General features: G+C 41.8%; 16 protein-coding genes. 9 read left to right on the top strand and 7 right to left on the bottom strand.

Annotated features, from left to right (window positions below):
- Positions 1-150: 150 nt before the first annotated feature.
- Positions 151-1,404: a hypothetical protein gene (locus IPP86_11210; protein ID MBL0139080.1), complete on the top strand. Its 1,254-nt coding sequence runs from the start codon at positions 151-153 to the stop codon at positions 1,402-1,404.
- A gap of 90 nt (positions 1,405-1,494) precedes the next feature.
- On the opposite strand, the gene IPP86_11205 is transcribed toward IPP86_11210, so the two are convergent.
- Both IPP86_11205 and IPP86_11200 read right to left on the bottom strand, forming a co-directional pair.
- Positions 1,495-2,748 (bottom strand): T9SS type A sorting domain-containing protein, encoded by a 1,254-nt coding sequence (locus tag IPP86_11205; protein ID MBL0139079.1) that lies wholly within the window; start codon positions 2,746-2,748, stop codon positions 1,495-1,497.
- Between the two features lie 102 nt (positions 2,749-2,850).
- Positions 2,851-3,975 (bottom strand): T9SS type A sorting domain-containing protein, encoded by a 1,125-nt coding sequence (locus tag IPP86_11200; protein MBL0139078.1) that lies wholly within the window; start codon positions 3,973-3,975, stop codon positions 2,851-2,853.
- 223 nt (positions 3,976-4,198) lie between these two features.
- On the opposite strand from IPP86_11200, the gene IPP86_11195 reads away from it, so the two are divergent.
- On the top strand, positions 4,199-4,552 hold the full coding sequence (locus tag IPP86_11195) for a hypothetical protein (GenBank protein ID MBL0139077.1): 354 nt from the start codon (positions 4,199-4,201) through the stop codon (positions 4,550-4,552).
- A 12-nt stretch (positions 4,553-4,564) separates the two neighbouring features.
- Entirely contained in the window at positions 4,565-5,695 is a 1,131-nt protein-coding gene (locus IPP86_11190) for a hypothetical protein (protein MBL0139076.1), read from the top strand.
- A gap of 17 nt (positions 5,696-5,712) precedes the next feature.
- Here IPP86_11190 and IPP86_11185 read toward each other — a convergent pair whose 3' ends face one another.
- Positions 5,713-7,767: an acetate--CoA ligase family protein gene (locus tag IPP86_11185; protein ID MBL0139075.1), complete on the bottom strand. Its 2,055-nt coding sequence runs from the start codon at positions 7,765-7,767 to the stop codon at positions 5,713-5,715.
- A gap of 224 nt (positions 7,768-7,991) precedes the next feature.
- On the opposite strand from IPP86_11185, the gene IPP86_11180 reads away from it, so the two are divergent.
- Positions 7,992-8,651 (top strand): YdcF family protein, encoded by a 660-nt coding sequence (locus IPP86_11180; GenBank protein MBL0139074.1) that lies wholly within the window; start codon positions 7,992-7,994, stop codon positions 8,649-8,651.
- 195 nt (positions 8,652-8,846) lie between these two features.
- Here the strand turns inward: IPP86_11180 and IPP86_11175 are convergent, their stop codons facing one another.
- Together IPP86_11175 and IPP86_11170 are read right to left on the bottom strand one after the other, a co-directional pair.
- On the bottom strand, positions 8,847-10,574 hold the full coding sequence (locus tag IPP86_11175; protein ID MBL0139073.1) for a L,D-transpeptidase family protein: 1,728 nt from the start codon (positions 10,572-10,574) through the stop codon (positions 8,847-8,849).
- 9 nt (positions 10,575-10,583) lie between these two features.
- Entirely contained in the window at positions 10,584-11,894 is a 1,311-nt protein-coding gene (locus IPP86_11170; protein ID MBL0139072.1) for a hypothetical protein, read from the bottom strand.
- Between the two features lie 163 nt (positions 11,895-12,057).
- On the opposite strand from IPP86_11170, the gene IPP86_11165 reads away from it, so the two are divergent.
- Positions 12,058-13,275: a dicarboxylate/amino acid:cation symporter gene (locus IPP86_11165; GenBank protein ID MBL0139071.1), complete on the top strand. Its 1,218-nt coding sequence runs from the start codon at positions 12,058-12,060 to the stop codon at positions 13,273-13,275.
- A gap of 149 nt (positions 13,276-13,424) precedes the next feature.
- Here the strand turns inward: IPP86_11165 and IPP86_11160 are convergent, their stop codons facing one another.
- Positions 13,425-14,159 (bottom strand): hypothetical protein, encoded by a 735-nt coding sequence (locus IPP86_11160; protein MBL0139070.1) that lies wholly within the window; start codon positions 14,157-14,159, stop codon positions 13,425-13,427.
- Positions 14,160-14,368: 209 nt separating this feature from the next.
- Here IPP86_11160 and IPP86_11155 point away from each other — a divergent pair, with 209 nt between their 5' ends.
- From IPP86_11155 to IPP86_11140, 4 genes are all read left to right on the top strand, one after another.
- On the top strand, positions 14,369-16,102 hold the full coding sequence (locus IPP86_11155; protein ID MBL0139069.1) for a chloride channel protein: 1,734 nt from the start codon (positions 14,369-14,371) through the stop codon (positions 16,100-16,102).
- A 130-nt stretch (positions 16,103-16,232) separates the two neighbouring features.
- Positions 16,233-16,793: an elongation factor P gene (gene efp, locus IPP86_11150; protein MBL0139068.1), complete on the top strand. Its 561-nt coding sequence runs from the start codon at positions 16,233-16,235 to the stop codon at positions 16,791-16,793.
- Positions 16,794-16,924: 131 nt separating this feature from the next.
- Positions 16,925-17,356, top strand: coding sequence for an energy transducer TonB (locus IPP86_11145; GenBank protein MBL0139067.1), 432 nt, complete (start codon positions 16,925-16,927; stop codon positions 17,354-17,356).
- 58 nt (positions 17,357-17,414) lie between these two features.
- Complete coding sequence (locus IPP86_11140; GenBank protein ID MBL0139066.1) at positions 17,415-19,220, top strand: T9SS type A sorting domain-containing protein; 1,806 nt, start codon at positions 17,415-17,417, stop codon at positions 19,218-19,220.
- A 663-nt stretch (positions 19,221-19,883) separates the two neighbouring features.
- On the opposite strand, the gene IPP86_11135 is transcribed toward IPP86_11140, so the two are convergent.
- Positions 19,884-20,510 carry a sterol desaturase family protein gene (locus IPP86_11135; protein MBL0139065.1) on the bottom strand — a complete coding sequence of 209 codons (627 nt, stop codon included), beginning with the start codon at positions 20,508-20,510 and terminating at the stop codon, positions 19,884-19,886.
- Positions 20,511-20,548: the final 38 nt, after the last annotated feature.

The raw sequence follows: 20,548 nt of genomic DNA, 5'->3' as shown, positions 1-20,548 counted from the left end.
CTACCCCCGTCAAATTTCACTTCTGGCAGGATAATAAGTCCCTGATTTTATTTTCCTCCAGTTCAGAAGCACATTTTTCCCATTCAGGAAGTTTTGTCTGCAGAATCATTCGAAAGTTTGCAGATTTGATGAGCAAAAAGATAAAGGTCCATGACTTGCTCAAAGGGAGTAATTGGTAGTCTGTTTTTAATCATGCTGTTTTTCTCAGCAGGGATAATCCCTTTATCTGCTCAAAATCTGGTCACAAACAGTAGTTTCGAAACTTATAGTGCCGTTCCAAACAATTACGGTCAACCATGCCGTTCATTGGGATGGTCGAATCCAAATGGTTCCTGTACGATGGTAGCGGGAACAGGGAGCCCTGATTTTTTACACACCCTCGGCACCTATCCTGTAAGTATTCCCAATTCAATATTCGGAGTTTGTGCTGCACACACCGGAAACGCAATGATAGGATTCGGTACATGGTCTGCTTTGATCGCCAACTATAGAGAATATGTTTCAACAACACTTTCATCACCCATGATTGTTGGTCAACAATACACAGTTTCATTTTGGCTCACAACCGGAAAAGCAACATATTATTCCTACCGATCCAACAACGTAGGAATCTATTTTTCTGCTTCTCCTTTGAGTCAGACCGGATCAAATCCGATTAATGTAATTCCTCAATGCAACATTACTACGGTTGCGAATGATTCAGTCTGGCAATTGTATTCATTTACCATAATTCCTTCCGTGAGTTATACGACAATGACCATAGGCAACTTCTATGCGGACGCATTGACAACAAGAGTTCTGGCTTCCGGCGGGTCACCGAATGCTGCATATTATTTTGTCGATGACGTTACTGTAAGCCTTTCACTTCCTCTTCCCGTTGAATTATTATCCTTTAACGCCTTGGTGAATAACAATAATGTTTCACTTGAATGGACCACCGCGACTGAACTCAATAATGATTATTTCGTGATCGAAAAATCAGAAGATGCTTCTGCATTCGAAGAAATTGGAAGAGTCACCGGTGCAGGAACCAGCAGTCAGATTCATCGGTATACTTTCATCGATCCGGATCTGCATTCCGGAATCTTTTTTTACCGATTAAGACAAGTAGATTATGATGGAAAATACGAATTCAGTTCAATTGTTCCTGTTGAATTCCAGCGGAAGCAAATTGAAATTAATTTTCAGTATACTCAAGATGGTCTGAACCTGGAGATTGTTTTAAATAACAGAAATTCCGGCAGAATCAGGACATTAATTTTAACCAGCCAGGGACAAATTGCAAAGGAATTTTTTATCGTAACAGGATCTCCTGAAAAGATACCGCTGAATGAACTCTCTTCAGGAGTTTATTTCCTTCAATTTCCGGATGAAAATATTCCGGTAAAAAAACTGATTATATAAATCCTGAATTAATTTTATCTTAAGGGCGCATCTAAAATAAAAACGGCGTTGTAGAATCTACAACGCCGTTTTTCATACAATTCTTTTAGTTTACTGACGAATAAATCTCTGGGTTATCAGATCTTTTCCATTCTGAAGTGTAACCACGTACATTCCTTCAGAATAACCTGACAGATCCAAAACAAGTTCGCCCTCGCTTCCTGTCTGATCAAGAACCTGGCTAAAAACAATATGTCCGGTCAAATCAATTACAGTCACAATAGAAGCATTCTCCTCATTTGAAACATAAGACAAATGAATTTGATTATCAGCCGGATTTGGATACAATTTCATACCGATAGAAGGCGCTTCGGACAAATCAGTGGCGGACAATCTTGGTGCTGTTCCGGGAGTTGCAAGCCAAATTGTAGCATTCATCATTAACTTCTGATGTGAACCGCTAAGGGCTGTTTTATAAGAGGAATACAATGCGTCATTCGGATCTCCGGTTCCATCATCCATTGGAGAGCTATCTCCAATTCCACAAACTTTTCCGCTGCCATAATTTGCAGCAGCAAAAATGGAATTTGTCGTTCCGGTTGTTGACGAGCCGGTTTTGAAAATCAATCCCTTCACAGTAGAATTCTTTGTACGATTCAGGGTCATGGTTGTGCCGTTATTGAACTGCAATCCTGTTACATTCCCCATTACTCCATGCAGGATCGGATCAGTAGCAGAATTCAGAATATTGGAAGAAGTCTGTGAAAAATTTGCCAGGTCAAAGGCAATCCCGAAAGGATTGCTGACGGAACCATTATTGGTCATGAAATCATTAAAGATTGCAGGTGAATCCCATCCATCATTATTCCGGTCACTCACAGTATGATCTGCAATCATGAACAATCCACCACCATTGTTTACAAAATTCAACATCGCAGTTTTCTCAGCAGTGGTGAATCGGATATTCGGTTCGTCTATAATAAAGATTTTATAATTACTCAAGTCCTGTGCATTAGTAGTCACACCGTATGTAATCAAACCATTATAAGGAAGAGTCTCAACAATATATCCCTTCTTGGCACAATCAACAGCCCATGCCGATAATGCACCGGCCCAATAAGTTTCAGATGTATTTGCCGTAATTCCGGATTGAGCCGGAGTAGGAATTCGCTGAGGATTCGATTCATTGCCACCTGTCACCATCAACCCACCTGAACCTGTTTTTAAATTTCTGGTGTCTGCGTCAATCACCCAATCAGCATTAGCTGCCATTTGCGCACTCGAAGCATCAAATAATATCTTGATGGTCTGTGCCTGTGACTGAATTGAAAACATTACTGAAATCAGAAGTAGCAATTTTCTCATAGATATTGGATTAAGTATGGGCAACAAAGTATCCTTAAAATTTGTACTAAAGATGATTTTTTTATAATTAGAAATCCTGGAAAATGAACAGGTTTATCAACATTATTCAGTTTTTACCACTTTAAAGCATGCCTGATTCTTCCCAACGAATCTGAAAAAGTAAAATCCGGGAATCCAATCATGAACATCCATTTGAAATTCATTGGAAAGATGATTCAGCGAAGTTGTTTGAATACATCTTCCATGGATATCCGTCACCACCAACATCTCAAATTCATCTGAACTTTGGATTTCAATATTCAGATTATCATGGACAGGATTAGGCATTAATTGTACAAGCGGAATTACTTGAAACTGTTTTACTCCCTGACAAATTAATACAGTGATCGACTGCGGAATGGTCCTGCTGCAGCCATTGCTGTCGGTGTAGGTATAATACACAGTTACAACTCCCTGCCCGGCTTGTGATGGAAAAAATGTATTATTGACCACTCCTGTTCCACTATAGGCCCCTCCGACAGGAAATCCCCCTGTCATTGGATAAGCAGGGTCTTGTGTGCAAAAAGTATCCTGATCCAGAATGAATCCAACCGGTGGTAATGGGTATACAGTAATTTCCTGCACCGCTGTATCGGAACATCCGCCTGCACTGGTAATTGTAAGGACGTAGGTACCGGGAAAACTGACGGTAATAGTATCTTCATTTGAAAGTGTATTCCAATGAACGGTACCTGTTCCGCTTGCAATCAGATGCACACTGTCTCCCCCACAGAATTCCGTTGGACCGTCAGTGAGAATGCCTGCAACCGGAGTAGTTGGACAAGATACTTCCGCCGCCCAACCTGATCCCTCATCTGTACCATCAGAAGTAAAATGAAATGTCAGACAATTTCCGGTAGATTGAATAGCAAGAGGTAAAGACGTCTGAGTGAATGTTCCAATAAGTAAGGCCGAAAGATCACATCCATCATAGATAAACAGCGTATCCCCCGCACCCAAATCAAAATTAGTCCAAACAATGTCCAAAATACAGTTACTTGCCGACTGAAAAGTTAGAGTGTAATTTTCATTTGGAGAGTATGCCGCGCCTGATGTACCGCTGTCAAAAAAATTAGCCTGACAACTGACAACCATAGAATCACTCATCGATACATCCTGCGCAACAGCTCCGGGCATATTCAGGAACAAAAGCATAAAACTGCTAAGGAAAAATATTACTTTTCTCATAAGTATCAAATGTCGAATTTTCACAAAATCAAATCATGACATTCATCATATGAATCTCGTCAAATAAGAGCCTCCTTACAGCAGCTTTTCCAATGGCAAATCAACATCGATCTGCAAATAAATCTTCAAGGGTCTTGCAAATTCAGATATAATTTAACATTTTAGTGTCGCGATATTTGATGATCCAATATATTTTACTCTCTTAAATTTTAGAATTTACCCCATGACTGATCAAGATTCAACCCGTAGAAAATTCTTAAAAATTCTCGGCATTACAGCCGGAGCCGGATTAGTTAGCACCGGAGCTTTGGCAAAGATTATAGACCATCAGGCAATTCACAAATTGAATCCGGAACAACAGGAATTCATGCTTAGATATGGACAATGGATGGATGAATTCATTGAAGTCATCGCTATACAAAAAACTTATCCGGATGATGTCCTCAACAATAAAAAGATGATGGAATTATCGGACAAGGCACAGGAATGGCAACCGAAGCTGACCGAATACATGAAAGAAGAAAGTTTCGCACTTATTTACCACGCTTCTATAGATCGTATGAGAAAGGAGATTTGAGTCTGACAGGCTATGCTCCGAATCCTTTTTATTATCATTCTTATTATTCATGGATTCATCCATCTCATTGGCTTTATAAGAGAACTGCGTCTTGCTGAAATTCCAAAGTTCAGTGGAAAAACAATTGCACCACTCTCCCCTGCTTTCGCAAAAATTGCCGGTTACTTCTGGGGACTAACTTGTTTACTTTTCATCATCACCGGAATTTCATTTCTCCTGGAAACAAACACCTGGTGGATAACAGGAATAGCGGCCATTATTTTATCGCAACTACTGATCATACTCTACTGGAAAGATGCAAAAGCCGGAACCATCGCCAACATCATTATTCTGCCTTTTGCAATTATCGCGATGTCTGATTGGAATTTTCAGAAAGAAAGTCGTGAGGATATTGTTCATTTATTTTCACTTCAATCCACAAATGAAGAACAAATCATCCGTCCTGAAAATCTGGATTCACTCCCTGCCCCGGTGAAGAAATGGCTGATTCATTCGGGCGTTGTCGGAAGGGAAAAAATTAAATCAATCAGATTACAACAATCCTGCTCCATGTTAACTGCACCGGGAGGAAAATGGTCTCCTGCCAGTGCCTTTCAATATTTTACAGTCCAAAATCCCGGATTTGTATGGACTGTCCGTATGGATATGTCCGCATTCATGCCTGTCGCCGGATGTGATAAATATGTAGATGGAAAAGGTAGCATGAACATCAAAGCCTATTCTCTGATCAATATCGTGAATAGTCAGGGTGAAGAAATCGACAAAGGTTCCATGATGCGTTACCTTGCTGAAATGACATGGTTCCCATCAGGCGCGCTTGAAAAATATATGAAATGGGAAGCCATTGATTCTATTTCAGCGCGGGCAATCATGACCTGCTATGGACAATCGGTCACAGGTGTTTTTACCTTCGATGAATTTGGAAATATAAAATCATTCGACGGAATGCGTTATGGAGAATTCAATGGGAAATACTCTGTTGAACCCTGGCACATCAGCTGTTCCAACTATAGAACCTTTTCAGGAATCATCATCCCTTCGAAAAGTGAGGTTACCTGGAAATTGAAGGATGGGGATTTCACCTGGTTTAAAGTGGAAATAAAAGAACTTGAATACAACAACAATCAGTTGTATCAGGAATAAATAAAAAAAATCGAATCTTATTTTTCAATCGCGATTCGTACATCCACAGCTTTCAGGTAATCCATCGTTCCAAGAAGTGGATTGATATCCAGTTCAACAATTTCAGGGGCAGCTTCCAACAAAGCAGACAAGCGGAGTATTGATTCCGCAAATATATTTTCATTTACTCCCGCTTTTCCTCTCGCTCCTTTTATCAAAGGATAAGAACGTAATCTTTGGATCATAGCGTAAGCTTCATCACGACTTATTGGCGATAATCCCGATGAAATATCCCTGAAGATTTCCACAAAAATTCCACCCAGTCCGCACAGTATAATGTGTCCAAACTTATCTTCTTTTCTAGCTCCAAGAAATAATTCCTGCCCCGACAACATGGGCTGAACAATCACACCATCCGCTCCCTGAATGAGCATCAGCTTATCAAAACTCATCAATGCTTCTTCATGTGTTCGGATAGACAGTTTCACGCCTCCCACATCTGTTTTGTGCAAGGGACCAGAAACTTTCATCGCAAGCGGAAAGCCCAGCAGATTTGCGGCATCCTGCAACTCCTCAGCATTCCTTGCAAAATATTGGGGAGCTTGTTCTAGGCCAACAGCTTTTAGCAAACGAACACATTCACCCGCATGCAAATAACCTTTATCTGCTGAATCAATAACGGATCTGATCGTTGACAAATCAACTTCCGGCAATTTAGCTTCAGGAAATGCTTCATGCGTTCTGTAAACACGCGAAAGCACATAACCAAAACTCACTTCGTCAGTAAAATTCACACCGCCTTTTGATTGAAACAAACTCACTTCATCAGCCGCCTGAATCACGGAAGGAAGAATGGGAAAAATCGGTTTCTTACACGTCTTCATTTTCTCATGCAGCACTTCGTAAACATTATTGACACTCCACATTCCCGTTGTACCGAATACCACGACAGAACCATCTATTTCATCAAAATCATTTTCAACTGTATCAAGAATGGCTCCCAATTGCTCAGCAGTACCCGTGGCAAGAAAATCAATAGGATTTGATACCGACGAACCGTGATGCAATTTACCAAGCAAAGATTGCGCAGCCGGACCTTCCAGTTTGGGAACTTTCATACCACCCTTGATCAGAATGTCCGTGAGCATCACACCCGGGCCACCCGCATGTGTGATTACTGCCAGACGATTTCCCTTCAACTGTTGATGAGCAAAGATTGCGGCAACATAAACAAGCTCCACTCTGCTGTAACAACGAACAATACCCGCTTTTCTAAACAATGCACCCACAGCAGTATCAGATCCGGCTAAAGACCCCGTATGCGAAGAAACCGCTCTGGATCCTGCCTCTGTAGTCCCTGCTTTTATCGCGGCAATCCGACATCCTTTTCGTACAAGTGACAAAGCATGCCTGAGAAATTTTTCCGGATTGGAAACTTCTTCCATGTACAACAATTTGATCCTGGAACTTTTTTCCGGGTCAAAAGTCTGATCCCAATACTCAAGAATTTCTTCAACACCGACCTGGGCACTGTTTCCGACAGAGAATAGAGAAGAAAAGGTAAGTCCTCTCGGTATCGCCTGTTCCAGAATGAAAACGAGAGTAGCGCCTGAAGCGGAAACACAATCACATCCCTGCGGACTAAACTTTGGAATCGGTCCGGCGAATACTCCCTTGTAGGTCGGTGTAAGCACTCCTATACAATTCGGTCCGATAAGTGTACCTCCAACGGACTCTACAATATCAACGCATCGTTTCTCTAACGCTTTACCTTCCGCTCCGATTTCACCAAAGCCTGAAGAAAATATGATATACGCTTTACACTTCTTTTCATAAGCAAGTATTCGTACTGTTTCCTCCACATGCGTGGCTGAAATTGCGATAATTGCAAGGTCGACTTCCGGCAATTCGCTACATGTGTGAAAACAATGTACACCCTGAACATTACTTTCTTTTGGATTTACACCAAAAAGTTGTCCGCTGTAATTGTGATCGAGAATATTCCTGAGAACCTTCCCCCCCGGCTTCGAGGTATCATTTGAGGCACCAACAATGACTATACTTTTAGGAGAAATCAATGCTTCTGTAATCATAATCTGTAATTCAAAAAGATGATAGAAGCGGACAAGATAAGCCAGACCGGGAGTCCGGAAATTGACGCACGTCAGGTTAAGCAGGATTCTTCAAAGGTTCATAGCCTGATTCCGCAGAAATGGTAATTTTGCTACAAGTCTGAACATTTTAGCGAAAAGCTTGTTTATCACTCTATTCCCGCCTTTAGATAAAGATGAAACACAAAACATTCCTTTCCTTGAACATGAAATCTACATCCACAGGGTTATTTTTAATATCCATCTTATTTTCACTCTACTCCTGTTCTTTCTCACAAAAAGCTTCACGCAATCTGCTGAGTAAAGCTGCTTCAGAACCTTACGACATCATTGTTATTCCAGGAGTTCCGTTTAACAACGCTAAATGGGATTCAACCATGAAAGGAAGAGTCTATTGGTCAAAATACCTGTATGATAAAGGCATTGCTAAAAACGTCATGTACTCCGGCTCCTCAGTGTATTCACCCTATTATGAAGGTATCATCATGGCGCTTTATGCCGAAAAACTTGGTATCCCGAAAGAACATATCTTTTTTGAAACAAAAGCCGAACACAGCACCGAGAATATTTTCTATTCTTATAAGAAGTCAAAACAACTTGGTTTCAAACGCATCGCATTAGCATCTGATCCATTTCAAACCAGAATGTTGAAACGCTATTCAAGAAAAGTTTTGGAACCTTCTGTAGGCTTAATTCCCATGGTCATAGATTCTCTCAATGCCGCATATCCTGTAAAAACAGACCCGAAAATAGATCCACAAAGTGCCTACAACCCAAATTTCAAATCCATCATGGAGAGAGAAAAATTCTGGAAACGATTTAAAGGGACTAGAGGGAAGAATGTGGATATGAAGGCGTATGAGTGAGGATTTGGATTGAAGATTTTTGATTGTAGATTGCTGATTGGTGATTGTAGATTGTAGATTGTGGATTGTAGATTGTAGATTGTAGATTGTAGATTGTAGATTGTAGATTGTAGATTGTAGATTGTAGATTGTAGATTGTAATTAAAAAAAATATTGTTTTATGAACATGAAAATCTACAATCAAAAATCTAAAATCTAAAATTCAAACACCGCTTTCTCCATTTTCACATCATGTCCATACACGTCTTTTCTGAAATTCAATACTCCGGCATCGTCTACCCAGGCTGTGAAATATAAAATTGAAACAGGAACTTTGTGAATAAGTTTGACGAATTTTTCTTTCCCTTTTTTTAAGGCAGATTGTATTTTTTTCTTATTCCAAAGTGAATCATCTTTCAATAAGAACTCTGCAAGCTTTAAAGGTTTCTGCACACGTATGCAGCCATGACTAAAGGATCGCTCGTGTTGATCAAACAATTTCTTTTCCGGTGTATCATGAAGATAAATACTATAATTATTCGGGAACAAAAATTTGATACTACCCAACGCGTTCCATGGCCCCGGTTTTTGCCGGAGTAAATATGGAAATCTCTTCAGTCCGGGATTTTTCCAGTCAACTGATTTGGGATCTACCACTCGTGAAGGATTAGAATAACTTACCAACTCCATGTGATGATTTTTCAAATACGAAGGCTCCCTGACCATCTCCGGTGCGATCTCGTCAAAAATAATTTTATCCGGAACATTCCAGTATGGATTGAATACAATATACTCCAGACTATCAGTAAAAATCACGGTGTTATTCGATGCTTTTCCAACTATGACATTGCATTCCCATAATGTTGTCTCATCCGAATTCACATACATTTTATATTCCGGCAAATTGATCACAATAAACTCTCCCTTCGGTCGCATCGGAAGCCAGCGACAGCGTTCCATATTAACGAGCAATTGCCGGAGACGTACCTCCGGCTTAACATTGAGTGCTTCGAAAAATTCCTTATCCGCTATGCCGCTTGTTTTCAAACCATATCTGGACTGAAAATGTCTGACGGCAATACTGAGAGAATCAGAATAAACATCGGATGTATCAAGAATCCCCATGTCTCCCAGTAAATGCAGACGATGCTTCATGACAGGAATGATCGAATCCCTGCTGCCGGGCTTTAAATCATTCGAGGGTTGAGTCAAGCTATCCCAGGTTTCGTTACAGGCTAATTCCGTATACAAATTCAAATAGCTTTTCAGTCTGCTATACATGTAATACACAGGCTCACTATTCACCATCTCCTGCGGCGATTTATTCAGGATAGAATCCAGCAGTCCATCGAAATCAATTTTTTTCCTTGGAATAAACCAATCAAGATTTCGGAAAACGCTATCCTCTACACCCACATATTCACTGCGTGCAAAAGCAAAAAAGGCGGCCGTGAAATTTAACTCCATTTCTTCCGCTATTCCGCTTTCGTGTAATTCCATTAGAGGAACAGCTTTCACTGAATCAAATAAAATTTGCAGTCTTGCGGCAATGGAAGTGTCCATCATCGCTGTTCTTGTTGAACCCGAAATCAGGTTGATCAAATGGGCGGAATGTTCGATGATACCATCCTTATTGATCCATGCGAAACGAAAATTTCTGCGTTTGTAAAATTCAATAAGTAAACCAGAATCAGAATAACACTCCGGATGCCGGCTGATGAAAGAATCTATCCCGGAGCTATCCGTAAAAAAATCTGTCAGATGTAATCGAAAACTTCCGCTTGTATCGATCTCTGTATGATTATTTGCTTCATTTCTGTTTGCATTTTCACTACAAGAAATGATGAAAGAAATTCCAATAATAAAAAATACAGCTACGAATAACCTATTCCTAATGGAATTAAACATAGTACAAAGATATACATGCAGGTTTTGAAAAAACATGATTTCAGTTCAACGGTACTCCTCAGGCAGGTCCTTGTGAATTCTCCATTCTTTCGGTAAATAATTATTCACCCTTCCCTGCAAAACTTTGATCCATCCCAGAGGAAGACCTTTGTAAGAGGCAAGATGCCAGCCTTTTTCAACTGAATCAACGGGAACCGGCTCGCCTTTGAGAAAAAGTAATGCTTTGTCTTCTTCCAAATCAACAACTCTGTTATCAGAATTCACCTGTACATTCAAGGCAAGATCATGAGATGGAATGAAATCCTTCCCTTTTACCGTCCCTGCAAAAATTCCGGCCTGACGAATAAACAAAGTCTCACTAAGATGCAGAAATGTATCCACAAAGGGAACAGGTATTGCATACACACGCTCTTCATGTACAAAAATCCGGAAGTTGGAAGCGTCACGGAAATATCCTGCTATCGCTTCAGGTACTCTCTGGAGCAAAAATGTTTTCTTCACTTTTTTGGCATGCTCATCATTCCCGGTTTTACGAAGCGCGGAGATGAAAAATCCTTCACCCAGGATTTTATGAGGATAAAAACGCAGACCAAATGAAGTCTGCACAATACCTTCAAATGTTTTTCCCAATTCAATCAATTCCGCTTCACCTGAATCAATCAGCGATTGGATCTGATCTTCATCTTCAGCTTTTTCAAAGGTACAGGTGCTGTAAATTAAAATCCCTCCTCGTTTCAAAGCGGACATCGCCTGTTGCAGAATATCCGTTTGTCGCACAGCACAATGTTGTACTGCCTCTTCCGACCATTCCTCTGCCGCTTCCGGATCACGACGGAACAAGCCTTCCCCACTGCAAGGTGCATCCACTACAACCAGATCAAAGAGAGAACCAAGTTTACTGAAGTCTTCCGGATTATTTTGCGTTACAAAAACATTCGCATTTCCCCACTTCACCAGATTTTGCCGGAGAATGGCATTGCGTTTCGGAATGATTTCATTACTCAACAACAAACTTTCAGATGACAACAATGCAAGAAGATGCGTAGACTTCCCTCCCGGCGCGGCGCACATATCGAGTGCAAGCTTTGGACTTTCATCCGGAAATACCTGCCGGTAAACAGTTTCCAAAAACATGGAACTCGCCTCCTGAACATAATAAGTTCCGGCATGAAAAAGCGGATCAAAAATAAATGCAGGCCGCTGTGGTAAATAATACCCTGAATTACACCAGGGAACAGGACTCAGTCCTTCCACATTAAAACCCGGCTTGAACGGATTGAGACGAATACTCACAGGCGGTACAGTTGAAAGCGATTCCAGAAAAGCCTGGTACTCATCTCCCAACTCCGATTTCATCCGCTCTAAAAAGGGCTGTGGCCAATTTTGCATCCTGCAAAGTACAGAATCCCTTGTGAAGAATTAAAATATTTCAGCGCAGGCTGAATAATAGAAATATCTTAGCTTTGAAAACAATGACAGATTAAACGTTTTAATTATCGAACTCAATCAGAACCTGTTCATGCGAAAAATAACCTTAACCGGACAAATCATCATCGGACTCCTGCTTGGAATAGCTTTGGGAGCCTGGTACCGACACAACTGGCCTGATCCTGAGAATATCAAACCTTTCGCGGAGAACATGCAGGTACTCAGCGATATTTTTCTGCGACTCATTAAAATGATTATCGCTCCGCTGGTCTTTTCTCTCTTACTCACCGGCATCGCCAAAGTAGGCGACTTCAAAACTGTTGGAAGAATCGGGCTCAAAACACTGATCTATTTTACAGGCGCTACGCTCATCGCATTGGTCCTCGGTTTGATCATCGTAAACATCTTTGAACCGGGAACAGCATTGTTACAACCGGATGCACACAGTCTGGTTCCCGTCCAACCAAAACCATTTGAAGCACGGGAATTTGTCTCGCATATTTTTCCGGAAAGTATCGCAGATGCAATGTCGCGCAACCAGATTCTGCCAATCATCATCTTCGTACTCTTTTTTGGAATGGCCACTGCTTCTCTGCATGAAAAAGGAAAAATCGTCATTGATTTTTTTGATTCCATCGCGCACATCATGCTGAAAGTAACATCCTATGTCATGAAAATCGCGCCACTGGCGGTTTTCGGAGCCATGACAGCAGTCATCGCGAGTAAAGGTCTGGATGTACTGGGAGGATATGTAAAAATTATTCTATGCTTCTTTGGCGGACTGATCTTCTTTGTATTTGTGATCCTGCTTGGAATCTGCGCATTGTTTAAAATCAATTTCTTCCGACTACTCGAACATGTGAAAGAACCTATGCTGCTTGCCTTCTCGACTGCAAGCAGCGAAGCCGCGATGCCTAAAACCATCCTAGGACTGGAACGCTTTGGTTGTCCGGACAAAATAATCAGCTTCGTATTGCCGCTTGGATACTCCTTCAACCTCGACGGATCTATCATGTACATGACTTTTGCGACTATGTCCATCGCTCAGGCTTATGGCATGCATCTTTCCGTCGCGCAGCAAATTACAATGATGTTGATTCTGCTCGTAACGAGCAAAGGAATGGCCGGAGTGCCGCGTGCTTCGCTTGTTGTTATCGCGGGTATGCTGCAAACCTTTAATATTCCCCAGGAAGGACTAACACTTTTGCTCGCCATCGACTGGCTCCTTGATATGGGCCGTTCCGCTACTAACGTCATGGGCAACGCCGTCGCGACGGCTGTCGTAAGCAAATGGGAAGGCGCAGACTAGTTGTTAGTTGTTAGTTTTTAGTGGTTAGTGCTTGGTGGTTGGTGCTTAGTGGTTAGTGCTTAGAGGTTAGTGGTTAGTGCTTAGTGGTTACTACTAATTCATACCACAAACTTTGAACTTCGAACTTTGAACATCTAACCCGGAACTCACTACCGCCCTCGCTTCATCATATTATAAATCTCAAACTTCTGCTTGACATAAATACAAAAATCATACTGTGTCGCGGTTTTCATGTATTCTTCGGGGACGTTGCAGAAGTCGACGAAGTAATCAAACTCTGAATTGTCGAGATTGATGATATCAGCTGCGACATAGTTGGCAAGCAATTCTTTGAGTAATTCCCTGCGTTTATCATTATTGATCCTTTCCGCGTTGTGACGTTTCAGTCGTTCCAGCCGGTTGAATTCCTGGTACAAAAATGTGATCGGACTTTGCAATGCCGGAATACCGCCAATCTGAAAATCACGTTTGTTATAACCAAGCTTTTCGATGTCCTTGTAAATATTCTCCAGATCACGTGGAGCGAAAATGACTACTTCTTTCAGTTTTACATTTAGTTTCACCAGGGGGACTTCGATGGTATAATCTGGCTTGAGAACAGAATCTCTGAACGTAATCCGTTTGTATTCATATCCTGTTGACGCGACCAGCAATGTATCTGATTTCATCGCGCTGGCCTGAAATGATCCATCCGCCTTTCCAAATGTTCCCTGCGAAGTTCGAAGATTTATGATCATCAGATCATCAAGACGAATCTCAGGATGTCCTTTCTGATAGGCTTTTCCATAGATCATCACCTGAACGCTGTCCTGAGCTCGTATCTGCTGAAAAGTCAGAAGACAAACAAACACAAGTCCATATTTCATTAACTTTTGAAAAGCCATCGTCTGAAATTTGATTTAAAACCGGAATGAAAGCAAACGAAGAAATCGATATTTTCTTGTACAGAAAGGTTCAAACATCCGGCTTTCATTATCCGGCGTAAAAATAGAAACATTCCCGGAATCCTCTATTTTCCGGTAGGGCACATTCTTCAAAAGAAATCAGTAATTTCGATTCTTATAACCATCTGCCACAGGTTCATGAAACCATCATGAAAAAGTACGCGAATACCAAACGTCTGCTAATCATGTGTAGCATCCTCATTGGATTGCTCTCCGCGATGAGTGCGGTGGTTTTGAAAAACGGGATTCACCTGATTCGCCTGTTTATTCAGCTCGTGGTCTATCATTTCAGTCTGGAGTTTTTGTACATTCTGTTACCGGCAATTGGAATCGTACTCACTACGTATTATGTACAGACATTCCTGAAAGGAAATATGGGGCGAGGTGTTTCGAATATACTCTTCAACATTTCCCGTCGTTCAGGAAATATCCCTCAGGACAAAGTCTATTCCCAGATGATCACGAGTATTCTCACCGTTGGCTTTGGAGGATCTGCGGGATTGGAAGCTCCTATTGCATCTACCGGATCAGCAATTGGAAGTGTCGTCGCGCGTCGATTTGGATTTGGAACAAAGGAACGTATTCTACTTCTCGCTTGCGGTGCAGCAGCCGGGATCTCCGCGATCTTTAATGCTCCGATAGCCGGAGTTATTTTCGCGCTCGAAATTTTGCTGGTCGATATGCCCTTGCCGGTCGTTGTACCTTTGCTCATCTCATCCGCGACAGCCGCACTCTTCTCACGATTTATTTTCTCCGGACAACCCTTCGTACTCATCACCAATTCGTGGAATGCATCGCATATATTTTATTATCTCCTCTTCGCGGTGCTCTGCGCATTCATCTCCATCATCGGAAAGAAAATATATTTTGCTTTCGAAGATTTATCAAATAAATACAAAGCACCCTACACCAAAGCAATTGCAGGAGGATTACTGCTCGGAATTTTTATTTTCCTCGTGCCACCACTTTTCGGAGAAGGATACGACAGCGTTCAACAACTGCTGCAGAATCACGCGGAGTTCCTTAGGCCAAACTGGCTTCTCCCCGGAGCGATTGGTCCATGGCTGATGGTTGTCCTCGCTTTCCTGCTGGTCTTTCTCAAAGTCACCGCGACGTCAATCACCATGGGCAGCGGCGGAAATGGAGGCATGTTCGGCTCCTCACTCTTTATGGGAGCAATGTTCGGCTTCGCATATTCAAGAGCCATCAATTTACTTGGTTTTGCCGAACTGAACGAAATAAATTTCATCGTAATCGGAATGGCTGCACTCATGAGCGGAATCATCCATGCTCCACTCACCGCGATATTTCTCATCGCTGAAATCACCAGCGGTTATGCTTTGCTCGTTCCATTAATGATCGTATCATCCATCTCTTTTCTCATCACACGTTTTTACAATCCATATTCTGTCTACACAAAAAAACTTGTTCAGCAGGGAAATCTTCCGGAAGCAAACAAAGACAATGTCGTTTTGAATCACATGAAACTTTCCCATTACATCGAAAAAAATTTTAATGCCGTTCATCCTGATCAAACACTCGGCGATTTAATAAAAGCCATTTCCGTTTCGAAGCGAAATATTTTTCCCGTCATCAACGAAGACGGATCTCTCGCCGGAGTCATCCTGCTTGATGATATCCGAAGCATTATGTTTTCGGAAGAAAAATATCCGGTCACCTTTCTCAAAGACCTTATGATTTCTCCTCCCGCTATCCTGGACATAAAGGACAGCATGCATGAAGTCATGCAAACCTTCGAACAATGCGGAGCATGGAACCTGCCGGTGGTGGAAGATGGAAAATACATCGGCTTTGTCTCTAAATCCGCTATCTATTCACATTACCGGGATCTGCTGGTTAAAGAGGCCGCTTTGCCCACCTAAGCATACTTTTCGGTCATTTTTGTATAATACGTACAAAGCACAGAAAATTGAGGCTTTTCACTTGATTTCAGAGCCTAAAAATCCTATTTTTGCAAACCTTATTAATCAAAACCCTTTAATTTTCAATAAAATGGCTAATACTGGAGATGTGAAAGTCGGGAGCATCCTGCGTTACAATGGAGAACTTTGTCAGGTGACCGAATTCCAGCACCGTACACCCGGCAATCTCCGGGCATTTTACCAGGCTAAAATGAAGAATCTCAAGACCGGAAAAGTGGTAGAAAACCGTTTCCGTGCAGGTGAAGAAGTTGAAATCGCTCGTGTAGAATACAAAGAAATGCAGTTCATATATCCTGAAGGCGAACACATCGTGGTAATGGATAATGAAACCTATGAACAAATGCATATCCCTGCCGATATGTTCGGTGATAACGCGAAACTTCTGAAAGAAGGCATGACCGTAAAAATCGCTTTCGAAAACGATCAGCCACTCATCGCGGAACCTCCTACATTCGTTGAACTCGAAGTAACTTACACCGAGCCCGGTCTCAAAGGCGATACCGCCACCAACACCCTTAAACCTGCTACCGTTGAAACCGGGGCTATTGTTCAGGTTCCTTTGTTCGTGAACACCGGTGAAATCATTAAAATAGATACACGTGACTGGAGCTATTCCGGTAAGGTGAAATAATTTTTCTTGAAGAAATATGAAACCTGTCCCATCCGGACAGGTTTTTTTTTGCCACGTTTTGAAAGATTCTCGCCAAAATAAAATGCTTGAATGCCCTTCCCTGACTATCTTAGCTTTCCCAACACACGACTTTGAAAAAAGATAAATACCGCAAACCTGAGAGTTTTGTCCGCCAGCCCAATTATCCCGGCGGGAACAAAGCGATTGATCAGTTCATCAAAGAGAATCTTCGCTATCCTGAAGAAGCTGTCAAAAACAAAATCGAAGGAACAGTTTCCGTTGAATTCGATTTGGATGCTTATGGCCAGGTTACGGACGCGAGATTAAAACATGGCATCGGTTATGGCTGCGATGAAGAAGCCATTCGCCTTGTCAAACTCCTGAAGTACGAAAAGAAAATTTACAAAGGCCTGCGTGTCATCTTTCACAAGAATATCAATATTCATTTCAGGCTGACGGAGGTGACCAAACTTCCGGAACCGGAGCAAACAGTAAAATACCAGTACACAGAAAATAAAAAACCGGGAGAAGTCATTACCTATTCTTACAAACCCAACACCTGAGTTGATTTTTTTCATGCTCCCCGCCGTGGATTGAGGAAAAGATATTATCTTTTCTCGCATGAAAAAGAATCTCTACTCCCCCATCCTGAAGTTTTTCTTATTCTTCCTTTTTTCTCAGGCATCATTTGCTCAGGTCATTCCCGCTGAACGATTCACAGACTGGACCGGTGCCGGTTATCCAGATTCGATTCCGGATTCACAGGTAATAATTGACGTGACAACATTTGGTGCCGTAGGTGACGGAGTCACGAATGATTTCCCAGCGATTTATCAGGCCATCAGTGCGGCAAGCGGATCACGGGCTGTAATTTATTTTCCGGCGGGAACATATTTAATTGGCTCTACGATCGGACTTCCGGATAGTATTATCCTGCGCGGAGCATCAGCGGACTCAACACATCTTCTGTTTAATCTGAACGGTTCTCCCACAAACTGCATCGATGTGATCGGTAATCCTTCCGGACTTTATCCACCTGTTATATCCGGCTATACTCAGGGAAGTACTTCTATCGTCGTCAGCGACCCGACACAATTTGCACCCGGTGATTATGCCAACTTTTTAGAGGACAACGGCAGCTGGGATACACAGCCGATTTCATGGGCCGACAATTCCGTTGGGCAAATCTTGCACATCACCAACATTTCAGGAGACACTTTGTTTTTTGACAAACCACTTCGTATCAGTTACGATTCCACCTTGCATGTTCGTATGAACAACCTCGATCCCAAGCGTGAAGTTGGCATTGAATGTCTGAAAATCTCACGAGCGGATAGTGTTCATACCGGCACCTGTTACAATATTTTTTTCATGAACGCCGTAAATTGCTGGGTACGCGGAGTAGAAAGTTCAAAAAGTATTGGAAGCCACATTATGCTGGATGGTTGTTCCAATATCGAAATCACCGGATGTTACATTCATCATTGTTTCGAATATGACGGCACTTCAACACACGGTTACGGAATCACATTGTTCAGACATACCGGACAATGCAAAGTTGAGAACAACATCATGCGTCATCTTCGTCATAGTTTTTCAATGCAGTGTGGCGCGAATGGAAATGTGATCGCATACAATTATAGTCTCGAACCCAACCGTTCTGAATTTCCCGCGAATTACGGAGCCGACATTTCCATGCACGGACATTACACCTTCGCGAATCTATTTGAAAGCAATATCGTTCAGAATCTCCAGATCGATCAGACCTGGGGACCAACCGGACCGCGTAATACATTTTTCCGCAACCGTGTAGATTTATATGGAATACTGATGTCTTCCGGAACCGTTGAATCCGATTCACAAAATTTCGTAGGTAATGAAATTACAAATACAGGAGCCTTCCTCGGCAATTACGCGCTCACAGGCAGCGGACATTTTGAATACGGCAACAACGTAAAAGGAACTACTACTCCGTCAGGAACATCTTCTCTCAATGATTCTTCTTACTATTTAACTTCACAACCATCCTTCTGGATCAACAGCGGAACATGGCCATCTATCGGTTATCCAAATGCCATCAGCAGTGGAAACATTCCCGCACGCGATCGCTTCTTGAGCGGAACAGGTTTCACCGTTTGTCGTCAGGATGTAACGACCGGATTTTCTCAAAATATTTTATCAGGTTCTGAAATTTCAGTCTTCCCAAATCCGGTAAACAACGAATTGAATCTTGCAGTAAGCGAAACCATCAATGAAAAAGTACTGATCCAGATTTTCGATCTTTGCGGAAAAATAATTTACACTTCGCATCAAAATCTCACCGCCGGCAAAAACAAAATCACAGACTTCCACGCACAACCCGGAATCTATTTGCTTTCCCTTACCACTTCAAGTCGTTCATTCAATCTACGATTTATCAAAGAATAACCTTTACGTCCTTTGCGCCTCCCGTCCTTCAATGGGAGGATACATAGATTTTTTGGAACGACGAGTTCACCCTCCTCACTCACGCCCCGCCTGTGCTTCGCTCGTCCCTCGCTGCGCCCAGGGTTAGCTTACCAAGTGTTGTTCAATATACTCCTGCTGGGACAAGTCTTTAACGAAAGCCTGTGCGATGGCGGACTTGGCCCCTTATCTAGCCAATGACAAATGAACGATAGCAATATTATCGGTACTTTTTCTAAAACAAAATCAAGATTTCTAGCTAAGAAAAATTGAGGACATGGTCATAAAGACAAGTAACCGTTTTTTTTCAATTGACCTAAAAGTTCTCTGCGAGATGACGATCGAATGGTGTACGATTGTGTCGTCCTTTCCCGCCAAATAAATTCAGTAAAATGAAACAATTTTGTTCGGCGGGAAAGGACGACACTCATCAGAATGAGCGGCTGTCATCTCGAAGAGATCTTTTAGTTTATTTGGTAATATCTTTTCTTGTAAAATTGTAAACCATGTACGAGCATAGCACGGTTGAGTCGAAAATAATCAGACCCAATTAAAAAAACCAAAAAAATCTCTGCGTCCTTTGCGCCTCCCGTTAAAGGATGAGACAAGTTTTTCGCCAAATATTTAACGTAAAGAGTGCAGAGATCAGGAATGCTTTTCAGGGAAAGTAGTCCGGAAAATATAATCCCAGATCTTGGAACTCACACCATAACCATTATTCATGTCTTTGTAATGATGCAACATGTGATGATGCTTGAGATTCAGCCAGAATTTACTTTTAAAATTAAAATGATGAATGGCATAATGCGTCATGTCGTAAAACAAATAGCCGGCAATGAAACCGATAAAAAATGGGGCTGCATGAGCTGCTCCTAACATCAATCGAAATAGAAAATAAAATAATGCTGACAAAGGTATGCTCACCGTAGGTACCATCACCAAACGCTTACTATCGCTGGGATAATCGTGATGAACACCATGAAAAATAAAATGCATCCTCTCTCCTATTTTACCAGGAGGCATCCAGTGAAAAACAAAACGGTGCAAGACATATTCCGTCAATGTCCACACAGTGAGACCCAGCAAAATATAAGCGGCAATGGATATGAATGCTAGCTGGTAACTAAAAATACTTTGGTAACCAAAATACAGGATCACCGGAACGAAAATGAACAGCGGTACCGTAAAATGAATCCGCGTCAATGATTCGAGTACGGGATGTTCAAACATCCGCACTGTTTCGTCTTTGTTACTGACAAAATTCTTAGCCATGATTGGGAAGAGGGTAAGCAAAATTAAGGTAAAAGCAC

The organism is Bacteroidota bacterium, assembly GCA_016720935.1.
In the GTDB taxonomy this organism is placed as follows: Bacteria; Bacteroidota; Bacteroidia; order AKYH767-A; family 2013-40CM-41-45; genus JADKJP01.
This window is presented reverse-complemented; position numbering and strand designations above follow the sequence as displayed.

Coding starts and splice junctions, on each gene's coding strand:
- IPP86_11210 (MBL0139080.1), top strand. CDS start 151: ATGACTTGCTCAAAGGGAGTAATTGGTAGTCTGTTTTTAATCATGCTG.
- IPP86_11205 (MBL0139079.1), bottom strand. CDS start 2,748: ATGAGAAAATTGCTACTTCTGATTTCAGTAATGTTTTCAATTCAGTCA.
- IPP86_11200 (MBL0139078.1), bottom strand. CDS start 3,975: ATGAGAAAAGTAATATTTTTCCTTAGCAGTTTTATGCTTTTGTTCCTG.
- IPP86_11195 (MBL0139077.1), top strand. CDS start 4,199: ATGACTGATCAAGATTCAACCCGTAGAAAATTCTTAAAAATTCTCGGC.
- IPP86_11190 (MBL0139076.1), top strand. CDS start 4,565: ATGCTCCGAATCCTTTTTATTATCATTCTTATTATTCATGGATTCATC.
- IPP86_11185 (MBL0139075.1), bottom strand. CDS start 7,767: ATGATTACAGAAGCATTGATTTCTCCTAAAAGTATAGTCATTGTTGGT.
- IPP86_11180 (MBL0139074.1), top strand. CDS start 7,992: ATGAAATCTACATCCACAGGGTTATTTTTAATATCCATCTTATTTTCA.
- IPP86_11175 (MBL0139073.1), bottom strand. CDS start 10,574: ATGTTTTTTCAAAACCTGCATGTATATCTTTGTACTATGTTTAATTCC.
- IPP86_11170 (MBL0139072.1), bottom strand. CDS start 11,894: ATGAAATCGGAGTTGGGAGATGAGTACCAGGCTTTTCTGGAATCGCTT.
- IPP86_11165 (MBL0139071.1), top strand. CDS start 12,058: ATGCGAAAAATAACCTTAACCGGACAAATCATCATCGGACTCCTGCTT.
- IPP86_11160 (MBL0139070.1), bottom strand. CDS start 14,159: ATGGCTTTTCAAAAGTTAATGAAATATGGACTTGTGTTTGTTTGTCTT.
- IPP86_11155 (MBL0139069.1), top strand. CDS start 14,369: ATGAAAAAGTACGCGAATACCAAACGTCTGCTAATCATGTGTAGCATC.
- efp (MBL0139068.1), top strand. CDS start 16,233: ATGGCTAATACTGGAGATGTGAAAGTCGGGAGCATCCTGCGTTACAAT.
- IPP86_11140 (MBL0139066.1), top strand. CDS start 17,415: ATGAAAAAGAATCTCTACTCCCCCATCCTGAAGTTTTTCTTATTCTTC.
- IPP86_11135 (MBL0139065.1), bottom strand. CDS start 20,510: ATGGCTAAGAATTTTGTCAGTAACAAAGACGAAACAGTGCGGATGTTT.